This is a genomic window from Nitrosospira sp. CT (genome assembly GCF_059489795.1).
This window is the reverse complement of record NZ_JCAHZJ010000066.1, coordinates 359292-369622: the sequence shown is the minus strand read 5'-3', so window position 1 is coordinate 369622 and position 10331 is coordinate 359292. Positions and strand designations below refer to the sequence as shown.

General features: G+C 51.1%; 10 protein-coding genes and 1 pseudogene. 9 read left to right on the top strand and 2 right to left on the bottom strand.

What is annotated here, in order from left to right; translation table 11 throughout:
* The 3 genes and pseudogenes from AC52W5_RS13120 to AC52W5_RS13110 form a co-directional block, all read left to right on the top strand.
* Positions 1 to 121: pseudogene (locus AC52W5_RS13120) on the top strand (IS481 family transposase); the annotation flags it as partial.
* A 490-nt stretch (positions 122 to 611) separates the two neighbouring features.
* On the top strand, positions 612 to 1001 hold the full coding sequence (locus tag AC52W5_RS13115; protein WP_495671307.1) for a hypothetical protein: 390 nt from the start codon (positions 612 to 614) through the stop codon (positions 999 to 1001).
* Complete coding sequence (locus AC52W5_RS13110; RefSeq protein ID WP_495671306.1) at positions 985 to 1257, top strand: type II toxin-antitoxin system RelE family toxin; 273 nt, start codon at positions 985 to 987, stop codon at positions 1255 to 1257. The genes AC52W5_RS13115 and AC52W5_RS13110 overlap by 17 nt, the downstream gene beginning before the upstream one ends.
* A 168-nt stretch (positions 1258 to 1425) precedes the next feature.
* Here the strand turns inward: AC52W5_RS13110 and msrA are convergent, their stop codons facing one another.
* On the bottom strand, positions 1426 to 2748 hold the full coding sequence (gene msrA, locus AC52W5_RS13105; RefSeq protein ID WP_495671305.1) for a peptide-methionine (S)-S-oxide reductase MsrA: 1323 nt from the start codon (positions 2746 to 2748) through the stop codon (positions 1426 to 1428).
* A gap of 300 nt (positions 2749 to 3048) precedes the next feature.
* Positions 3049 to 3195 (bottom strand): PAS domain-containing protein, encoded by a 147-nt coding sequence (locus tag AC52W5_RS13100; protein ID WP_495671314.1) that lies wholly within the window; start codon positions 3193 to 3195, stop codon positions 3049 to 3051.
* Between AC52W5_RS13100 and AC52W5_RS13095 the strand changes: the two genes are divergently transcribed.
* The 6 genes from AC52W5_RS13095 to AC52W5_RS13070 all read left to right on the top strand — a co-directional run bounded on the left by AC52W5_RS13095 (position 3130) and on the right by AC52W5_RS13070 (position 10327).
* On the top strand, positions 3130 to 3483 hold the full coding sequence (locus AC52W5_RS13095; protein ID WP_495671315.1) for a hypothetical protein: 354 nt from the start codon (positions 3130 to 3132) through the stop codon (positions 3481 to 3483). The genes AC52W5_RS13100 and AC52W5_RS13095 overlap by 66 nt on opposite strands.
* Positions 3484 to 3801: 318 nt before the next feature.
* Entirely contained in the window at positions 3802 to 4278 is a 477-nt protein-coding gene (locus AC52W5_RS13090) for a chemotaxis protein CheW (RefSeq protein ID WP_074973988.1), read from the top strand.
* Between the two features lie 3 nt (positions 4279 to 4281).
* Positions 4282 to 5796 carry a CheR family methyltransferase gene (locus AC52W5_RS13085; protein ID WP_495671304.1) on the top strand — a complete coding sequence of 505 codons (1515 nt, stop codon included), beginning with the start codon at positions 4282 to 4284 and terminating at the stop codon, positions 5794 to 5796.
* Between the two features lie 97 nt (positions 5797 to 5893).
* Positions 5894 to 6424 (top strand): chemotaxis protein CheW, encoded by a 531-nt coding sequence (locus tag AC52W5_RS13080; protein WP_256210347.1) that lies wholly within the window; start codon positions 5894 to 5896, stop codon positions 6422 to 6424.
* Positions 6425 to 6486: 62 nt separating this feature from the next.
* Positions 6487 to 7980: a HAMP domain-containing methyl-accepting chemotaxis protein gene (locus AC52W5_RS13075; RefSeq protein ID WP_074973994.1), complete on the top strand. Its 1494-nt coding sequence runs from the start codon at positions 6487 to 6489 to the stop codon at positions 7978 to 7980.
* On the top strand, positions 7973 to 10327 hold the full coding sequence (locus AC52W5_RS13070) for a hybrid sensor histidine kinase/response regulator (RefSeq protein WP_495671303.1): 2355 nt from the start codon (positions 7973 to 7975) through the stop codon (positions 10325 to 10327). Before AC52W5_RS13075 ends, AC52W5_RS13070 begins: the two co-directional genes overlap by 8 nt.
* The last annotated feature ends 4 nt before the right edge of the window (positions 10328 to 10331 follow it).

Here is a 10331-nt window from a genome sequence, read left to right as displayed (position 1 = left end):
CAGACGGCTAAAGACCCTCAAGGGTCTGACACCCTATGAACACATTTGCAAAATATGGTCTGAAGACCCAGACAAGTTTATTACTAACCCACACCACCACACTGTGGGGCTAAACACCTAGTGACAGCCCGCCCCCGCTCTTCTATTCACAGAAAAGCAGTTCCAATATTGCCCACAACACAGTAATGCCTGAGCTTGAATTACCGAACAGCCGAAGTGAGTCGAGCCAGAGCAGGAGTAGAGGCGGTAGGTAGAGAGCTCGGAGAAGCCTAGGGCATAAATCAAATCAAAGAGAAGCCGGGACAGGGAGAACAGGGACCAGGAGCGGGAGGCCTTGAGCCGGGTAGAGTATCAAGTACATTTCCGCTTACACTCTGATCTTCCGAGCTTTGTCTGCCCGGGCTTTCCAGCGATGTACTACACTATCATCCGAGATATCGAACACGTCATCCGAGAATATGCGCTGCGTTTTTCCAATAAGTAAAAAATATCAGTCAATTTATAAGCTATCCGCCGCGCGAACATTCTTTAATTTTTTTAATATATATAGCCCCTGAAAATCATGACATGGGGCCAGAGGATATCGCGATTGCAAGACAGGGAAAGGACAAATGACAGCTCAATATAAAAGGGTGGATAAAATGAAAGAAGAACTCGACGCGTTGCGCAAATATCGGGATACGCTCCCGGCAGTTTTCAAATTCAACCGCCAGGAGCCGGTGGCACGAAATCAAGAAGACCGCATGAGCCCCCGGCCTGAACCCGAAGCAATCAACGAGATCGCCCTCCGTCTCGGTCCGGATATCGACGAGCGTCTAACCCGGCTCGTGGAGGAATACGGCCATAACAAGCAATATTATCTGATTGAACTCGCGCGAAACGGCATCGAGGCGCTGGAAGATACGCTTGAAGCTGACCGGGTAGTCATGCTTTCCCGTCTCAAAGGCGAAAAGATGATTCCGCTTGAGGACATCATGAGGAAGTATGACATACAGGATTAGTTTCAATCCGGCGGCGCAACGGGACCTGGATAAGATGGACCTTCATGCGCGCCCGCGCCTTCTGAAATACCTGAAGGAGCGCATAACACCCCTGGAAGATGCGCGCTGCCTCGGCGAACCCTTGCTTGCTTCTCAATTTTTCGGCTACTGGCGCTACCGTGTCGGAGATTACCGAATCACCTGCGACATCCAGGACGAAGAGTTGCAAATTCTCGTCGTGAAAGGAGGCAATCAGCGCGTGGGTGGTGTTGGCTAAATTCAGTTCGCTAGGGGGAACGTTACTTCAACTCCATAAGGAATTTTTACTCTTATCGGATTGAAGAGGCATGAACAAGCTATCCCGCCATTGCCCCGGTTGCTGAATGCGAGCACCGCGGGGCTGCCAGTTGCATGAATGAAGAATATGCGATGTGTAGAGGCGGATTTATTGATCCGCGACGAATTTCAGGACGTTTCCATTGATGCAATAGCGCTTGTGGCTGGGTGGCGGTCCATCATGAAATAGGTGGCCGAGGTGAATGCCTGAGCTTGCGCTACGTACTTCAATCCGCTTCATGCCGTGAGAGTTGTCTTCGTGCAGGGTAACCGCGCCTTCCACGGGTTCAAAGAAACTGGGCCATCCCGTTCCGCTTTCAAATTTGCTATTGCTGTAAAAGAGGGTTGCGCCTGTGACGGGGTCGACAAATCTTCCCGAGCGTTTTTCATCCAGATTGGATGCGGTAAAAGGAGGCTCGGTACCTTGTTTGAAGGCGATCTTCTGCTGCTCGGGCGACAGCAGTTGAAAGCCCAGCCATTTCCAGAAATTGGATTTCTCGCCGTTGTATCCTGTATAGCGGGCAACCTCCTTGCCGTTCTTGAACAGCACGATGGTGGGTGCGGCGAACAAGGGCTTTTCCAGATTCCAACCGCTGGGAGGATTCGAGTTCAACGTCCTGGCAATCGGCACTTCCGCTTGCCAGTGGCTCATTATGTCTTTTTCGAAGTGCTCGCAAAATTCGCAATGCTCGGCCTCGAACGCCACCAACTGCCGGGCAGGATTCAGATCCCCGCTCTTCAGGGGCTCCGCACCCGGTTTGGACGTCGCTGGGGCCGAAGAAGTCCCGGAGGAGATCGAGGATGTATGCATCTGCACAACTTCCCTGGCCGAAGCGGGGTATTTCACCCCGGTGCCACCCAAGCCGCAATACCCATCGGGATTCTTTTTCAGATAGTTCTGGTGATATTCCTCAGCGGTGATGTAATTCTTGAGTGGCAGGATCTCAGTGGTGATTCTGCCGTAACCCGCGGCATCGAGTCCTTTTTGATAAGCAGTCCGGGTTGCCAGTCCCACAGCCTTCTGGTTCGCGTCATGGTAATAGATGGCACTGCGATAATTACTGCCGATATCGTTCCCCTGGCGATTGCCCTGAGTGGGGTCATGGCTCTCCCAGAATTTGGCCAGCACTGTTTCCAGTGTTACCTTGGCTGGATCGAAAACCACCTTGACCACTTCCGCATGATTGCGCGCTGTAGTTTTACCGGTACGAAGCGCTCTTTCATGATTCAAAATGTCCTGGTAACCAGCGCCGGGAAGGTCACCGCCTGCATAACCGCTTTCCACATCGACGACCCCGGGAATTTCTCCCATGCGCTTCTCCGCACCCCAGAAGCACCCCATCCCTAGAATGACGTAATCCGTTGCCTGCCCAGGTATCGTGATTTTCTCCACTGCATATGCACCCATAATAATGCCCAAGGCCGCTGCCATAACTACAACCCTTTTCATTTCAAGATGCCCCTATATAAATCCTGGTCATGAGATCTCGATCTCGTTTTTTGATACTCCAGTGCAATTTGAAATCTGAAATGAAAATAAATTCCCCTGAGTACAACGATCGGGGGAGAGGATGGGAACGTCTCATGCATTCTTTTCCTTTCCAGGCCTGCGTTGGCTGCCCGAGCATCTCAGGCGGCAGGACCTTGCATGAAAGGTTTACATGGATCAGCAGGCCGTCTTTTTTGCGACATAACATCTCGCCTACTGAAGCCCTTGCCTCGTGCGTATTTCTCAGGCTCTGGTTGATCTTGATCGATGATCAGGGGCACCGACGAGTTCAGTAAGCCTCCTTTGCAAGGCTTCCGCCACCGTATGGCCAAACATAGATTGCGCCCCCTTGTTCCAGTAAACGCCAACGCCATCGGCGGTGGTAACAATTGCGCCGCCGGGCATTTCATCAAGAGCAGCTTGCCAAAATCTGTTGGTATTACCTTCGGTTCCATTCAGAAAATAGGAAAGACTTCGAAATCGGAGATGTTAATAGCCGAAGTTACAGCCTCTGAAACACTTACTTTGGAGCTGTTAATCGTTCGCTGGCTTTCGATGCCAGCAGATTGGCCGGCACTTACATCATGGCCTTTGGCGTTAAAAGAGGTAAAGCTATTTGCACCTGTAAGATTTTACAGGTGCAAAAGTACTCATTCTGTAGTCTCATACGTTTATTAACTCACATGCATACAGCAAATATTTCTTCAAAAAAGCTGGCAGTGATAACTAGACATGCTGTTTCCAGCAATGCAGGGCCGATAGTGAAAGCGGAATAATTCACTGTAACCTGGTTTTCGAGTTTTCTCGGCTTGTCACCCCGGTACCCGCGATAGAAGGGCGGACAATACTGAAAATTCAACTCTTGGGTGCGGACTATGGCTGCTTCGAAGAGCTAACCTGGCTTTGTCTGTCTTGGCATCTTATTCCTTTACTCCCACTCGGCAAGAAGATGGTGCTAGCTGAGGCGCTCCATCACCATAACAATTTATATCAATCATGAAGTTTGATACCCCAGTAAGGGCCGGAAATCATTATTTGGTTTTTTTCCTGGATGATCAGCGGTACTCCTTGCATTTGCCTGCGGTGGAGAGTGTCGCACGCATGGTTTATATAACGCCGCTACCCGGGGCGCCGGAAATTGTGCTCGGTGTAGTTAATCTTCGCGGCAAAGTTGTCCCTATTGTGAACATCCGTCAACGGTTTGATCTCCCAAAGCGTGAAATTTTGCTGACTGACTGGCTGATTTTCGCCCATACGACGACCCGTCTTGTGGGGCTGGCGGTAAATTCAGTGATGGGAGTTGCGGAATGTCTGGAACAATGTGTGGTTCCAATAGATGAATTCTTTCCTCCCCTCAAGTACTTAAGGGGAGTCATCAAATTTCAGGATGGATTGATCCTTATCCAGAATCTTGGCGAATTCCTTTCATTAGAAGAAGAAAAGTCCTTGGATTTGGCACTTAGTACCTCATAGGGCATGCAAATCACCCTTCCTTATGTGCTGGTCTCGCAGCTAAGTGATTTAATAGCGATGAAGATGGGCTTGTATTATCCGCAAAAGCGCTGGGCTGACCTCGAGCGCGCAATTGCGGCTGCCGCACCCGAGCTTGACATGCCGGACACCGAAACAGCTGCCCGTTACCTCCTTTCCACTTCCCTGACCCGCAGACAGATCGACATACTTGCTTGCCGCCTTACTGTCGGGGAGACCTACTTCTTCCGGGAGCAGAAATGCCTGGACGTACTTGAACAAAGTATTCTTCCGGAACTGATACGGAAATGCAAAGAAAACAATCGCCAACTGCGCATTTGGAGTGCGGGCTGTTGCACGGGCGAAGAGCCCTATTCGATTGCCATACTCCTTGATCGATTGTACAAGAAGCATGAGGAGGAATGGAATGCGACAATCCTTGCAACAGACATCAATCCGGTATTCCTGGATCGAGCAGCCGAGGGCTTATATAGGGAGTGGGCTTTTCGGGGGACCCCGGCTTGGATTAAAGAGCGTTACTTTAAACGGAAAAAAAACGGCCTATTCGAGATAGGGCCGCATATCCGTAAAAGAGTAACGTTCTCCAATCTGAATCTGGCCGAGGATGTGTATGCATCGCAGGCCACTGGCACCCGCGCCGTGGACGTCATCTTCTGCCGAAATGTCCTGATGTATTTCAGCTCCCAGGCAGTTAAAAGAATTGGACAGGCCTTTCATCGATCTCTAGTCGACCATGGATGGCTCATTGTGAGTCCGGTGGAAATGTCTAGCGACTCGTTTCCGCAATTCCGACTTCGTACCGTTTCCGGAACTGGCCTCTATCAGAAGATTGACAGTCACGACGTGCATGGAAATGGCAATTACTTCTCCTTGGGTCCGTCATCGAATGCTTTATACAAGGTAACTTCAGCTTCAGCGCCGCCCTCCAGTCTGCAGGGCTGGGAAACGCCTCTTTCGCTCGAAAGCATGGAACCGCACAACATATTGCCGGTGGCATCAAGCCCCTTCACTCAACTAACAAGTGTGCAAGATGTTGCAAACCAATCAGCGAATCAAGAGCGGTCCAATACGCTTTATCACGAAGCTCGTCGCTATGCCGATCGAGGCGACCTCACCAGGGCTGTAAAGAAGTGCGAGGAAGCAATTGCCGCTAACAAACTGAACCCTGCGGCTTACTATCTCCTGGCAACGATTCACCAGGAGCTGGGGCAGGCCCAGGAAGCAATGCGGTGCCTGATGAATACGCTATATCTTGATCCTGATCTTGTGCTTGCCCATTTTGCCTTGGGTAGTCTCTGCCTGACGCAGGGCAAAAGCCAGGAAGCAGAACGTCATTTTGACAATGCACTATCGCTGTTGAATGGATATTCATCCAACGACATTCTCCCGGACTCAGGCGGCCTGACCGCCGGCAATCTCACTCATTTCATTACCTCTATAAGAATATGCGATTCACTCAATCATCGGGAAATAAAGAGTAGAGCATCACATGACAACTAGAACTTTAGGGTTTCAAAAAAGGAAAGTGGCTTCCGGAAATTCTCTCGAGCTCAAGCAGAACCAGAATTCTCCTCGTGCAACAGTGGACAGCACTTGGGTGCCTTCCAATGAAAAAATTCAGCAGATCTTGCAATTGAGGGCATTGGCCCTGGCTCAGGAATTACCGGCTCAAGAGGGACGGAATGAAGACATTGAAATCGTGGAATTTATTCTTGGTTGTGAACGCTACGCCCTTGAATCGTGCTATGTCACTCAGGTCGCCGAGGTTGAGGACATTACACCGCTGCCCTGCACCCCTGGCTTTATTCGCGGCATTGTTACCCTGCGCGGGGAGATCCTGCCGGTCATTGACCTGAAGAAGTTTTTCGAAGTGCCGGAGAAGGAGCTGCATGGACGCAACAAAGTTATCGTACTGCAGGCGGGAAAAATGACGTTCGGCATTCTGGTGGACGAAGTCCTTGGCGCCCGGTCTATCTTGGCAACCGACATTCAGTCATCTTTACCCACTCTTATGGGCATTCGTAAGAAATACCTCAAGGGAATAACCTCGGAGCGACTAGCGGTTCTTGATGCGGAAAATCTTCTCATGGATGAAAGCATCGTTGTAGATGAGCAAGTAGCCGAGTAGAAGTATCGAAATGGGTGAAGACACTGAATCTAAATAACGAAACGAAGTTTTGAAAGGGCAGCATGACCATCAGTGAAAAGATAATTGGAGGGTATTCCATCATACTGGCGCTTCTTGCACTCTCCACCGCTGTCGCATTCTATGCACTTAGCCAGACACAGGCGACCTACGATCATTTCCTGCGCGTAGATGAGCGACTGATGGAGAGCGCGAATGAATTGCGGATTGCGGGGCTTGCGCAACAAACCTATGTTCGGGGTATTTTGCTTTATCCGGAGCTGCAGAAGACCAACCAGGCGCTCCTGCAAGACAATGATCGCCAGTTCAAACAAATCCTCGAAAAAATTCGACAGCTAATGAGTGGAAACAAGGGGGATAGCCTACTCAACGAGCTCGAATCCCTGCACAAACAATTGGAGGGGGCCCAGCAACAAGCCGTCCGACTCTCGTTTGAGCAAAAACCCGAGGAAGCGCTCGCCTTCGTAATTAATACGTTCCGTCCGCTCAGCCTTGCATTTATAGATAAGGCCAAGCGTTTCTATGAGAAACAATCTGCAATTCTGGAAAGTAGAAAAACTGAAGCCATGGAGAAAGTGAGGTCTTATACCACTGCATTGGTGTCTGTTTCTTTATTTACTGTTTTAGTTGGACTAACAATCGGCATTCGCCTGAGCCGCATGATTACCGGACAGCTCCGGGAGAGCATCACCCAACTTGCGTCGTCTTCAGCAGAGATTCTTTCCACCACTTCCCAGGTTGCCGCTGGCGCAGCCGAGACCGCAGCCGCAGTAAGCGAGACAACCGCCACCGTGGAAGAGGTCAAGCAAACCGCATTGACTACGAGCCAGAAAGCTAAATATGTATCAGACAGCGCGCAGAAAGCTTCCAATATCTCCGAGGCTGGACGCAAATCGGTGGAGGAGGCTATTAGTGGAATGAATCGGATCCAGGAGCAGATGGAATCCATAGCTGAGAGCATTATGCAGCTCTCCAAGCAGGGGCATGCCATCGCCGAGATCATTGCCACAGTCAACGACCTGGCTGAGCAATCCAATTTGTTGGCCGTGAATGCCGCTATTGAGGCGACCCGGGCTGGGGAGCAAGGTAAGAGTTTTGGCGTAGTTGCTCGGGAGATAAGAAGCCTGGCGGAGCAATCCAGACAAGCCACTGCCCAGGTGCGAAGCATTCTGGGTGATATTCAGAAAGCGACTAATGCTGCGGTACTCGCCACTGAGCAGGGCAATAAAGCGGTAGAGGCGGGGGTCAGGCAATCCACCGAGACTGATGAAGCAATCCGCCTACTATCCACCAGCATCAGTGAGGCAGCGCAAGCAGCTACCCAAATTGCGGCATCAAGCAAGCAACAAATGGTCGGCATGGATCAGGTGGCGATGGCCATGACTAATATCCAGCAGGCGAGCGAACAGAACGTGGCAGGTACCAGGCAGGCAGAATCAGCGGCACAAGGCTTATATGAGATGGGGAATAAATTGAGTGTCCTCGTAGGCAGCAAGAAAGACCGTTTCATAGAGGAAGCGGGAAAAGTCCATGCCTGACAAAAGGGATGTGCTTCTGGAAAGGCTCCTTGCAATGTTTCGCATCGAGGCAGAGGCCCACCTGAAGGATATATCGTCGGGACTGCTCGCCCTGGAGGGAAAACCTGTAGATACCCCGGCGTTCGATATCATTGAGAACATGTTGCGGTGCGCACATAGTCTCAAAGGTGCAGCACGAGCAGTCAACCTTGCCCAAGTCGAGGAGGCCTGCCGTTCTCTGGAAAATGTATTCTCCGCACTGAAAGATAAAAGCCTTGCCGTATCGTCATCGCTCATCGATCGGCTGCTTAGGACGGTCGATGCCCTAGGGACGCTCGTTTCAGGAGAGGGCAGCATGACTGAGCGGCAAAAGCCGTTGTTGACTACAATAACCCGACAGCTCGATGAAACGCTGGAAAGTCCCATAAAAGAAGGGCGTACGGGCTCCTCATTATCGCAGGCTGCATCACCTTTATCTTTGCTTCCCCCTGATGAATCATCCCCAACCCGTGCCGACGTAAGGGCATATTTGCGCACCTCTACTCCGAGCCATGCATCTGCAACAATCAGAGTGCCTACCGTAAAACTCGAAAAGGTTCTGCGTCAGGTTGAGGAATTGTTGCTGCCCTGCCTGACAGCGCGACAACGGGCCAAGGAGCTAGGCGAAATCACCGCGACACTTGCCACATGGAAGAAGCAGCGCCTGCAAATCCAGTCGGCAGTCCGCATTATTGATCGCGAGTTGACATCCGGCCTCAAGGATAGCCCCTTCCAAGGACAACATGAGCTCCCGAAGCTGCTCAAATACCTGGATGGGGAGCCGCTTCAAATGAAAGCGCTTGAGGAGCGGCTAGGGAGATTGCAGCGGACTATCGAACAAGACCAACGCGCACTTGCTGGCATGACCGATTGTCTGATTCAGGACGTCAAAGAAATGCAATTACTGCCTTTCTCGACGCTGTTGGATATTCTGCCGCGATTCTCGCGCGAGCTGGCCCGCGAACAGGGCAAGAGCCTGGAGCTGGTGGTGAGTGGCGGCGAGGTGGAAATTGATCGGCATATTTTGGAAGAGATGAAAGACCCTTTGATCCATCTGGTGCGTAATTGCATCGACCACGGTATTGAGCAGCCGGCAGCCCGGTTAGCTAGAGGTAAGCCTTCGTCGGGAAGAATCACCTTCGCATGCTCGCAAAGCGATAGCGGTAAGGCTGAGATACGTGTAGCCGATGATGGGGCCGGAATCAATGTCGGTAAATTGAAAGCTGCCGCTCACAAGCTTGGCGTAATGTCTGAGGAGGAGATGGAGCAACTGGGTGAGTCGGAATTGCTTGCGCTTATTTTTAGATCTGGTGTGACCACCAGTCCCCTCATCACCGATATCTCTGGACGCGGCCTGGGACTCGCGATTGTACGTGAAAAGGTTGAAGCTTTGGGCGGCAGCATCAAGGTCAAATCAAGTACTGATACCGGAACTGCTTTCCATATCTTACTGCCGTTAACGCTAACAAATACCCGGGGAGTTCTGGTTCATGCCGGAGGACAGCTTTTTGTTATTCCTTCAAGCAGCGTTGAGCGAGTAGTCCGAATCGCCAAAAACGAAATTCAGACAGTGAAAACTCGAGAAACCATTCTGGTAGATAAACAACCTGTTTCTCTGGTCAGGTTGAATGACATACTGGAACTGGCTCGCAATTCGGCAGAAATGGAACCTACGCACTATTTGCGGGGGATCGTTCTTAGTTCAGGTCTTGGTCGTGTTGCATTTCTCGTGGAAGAGGTTCTCGGGGAGCAAGAGGTAGTAATAAAAGCACTCCTCCCGCCATTGAAGCGGGTAAGAAACGTCGCGGGTGTATGCATGCTGGGAACCGGGCGAGTGGTCCCGGTGCTTAACGTACCTGATCTGTTGAAATCGGCTGTGAAAGCATCCTCGGCTACATTCATCTCTACTCAGCACTCATCGGCTGAGAAGCAGGGAACATCAAACAAGCCCTCTATTTTAGTGGTGGACGATTCCATCACTGCTCGGACGCTGCTCAAACATATCCTGGAATCGGCAGGTTATCGTGTGACTACAGCTGTGGATGGAGTGGAGGGCTATACCGCCCTTAAAACGGGCGCCTACAGCCTGGTAGTCTCTGATGTTGAAATGCCGCGAATGGATGGCTTTGCCCTGACAGCCAAGATACGTGCTGACAAGCAGTTGGCGGCGCTGCCGGTGGTATTGGTAACGGCATTGGATTCACGTGATCACCGGGAGCGAGGCATCGATGTGGGAGCGAATGCATATATCGTGAAGAGTCGCTTTGACCAAAGCAATTTGCTGGAGGCGACCCGACGCCTGATCAGTATCAGCAGCATTAATCCGTGAGTTC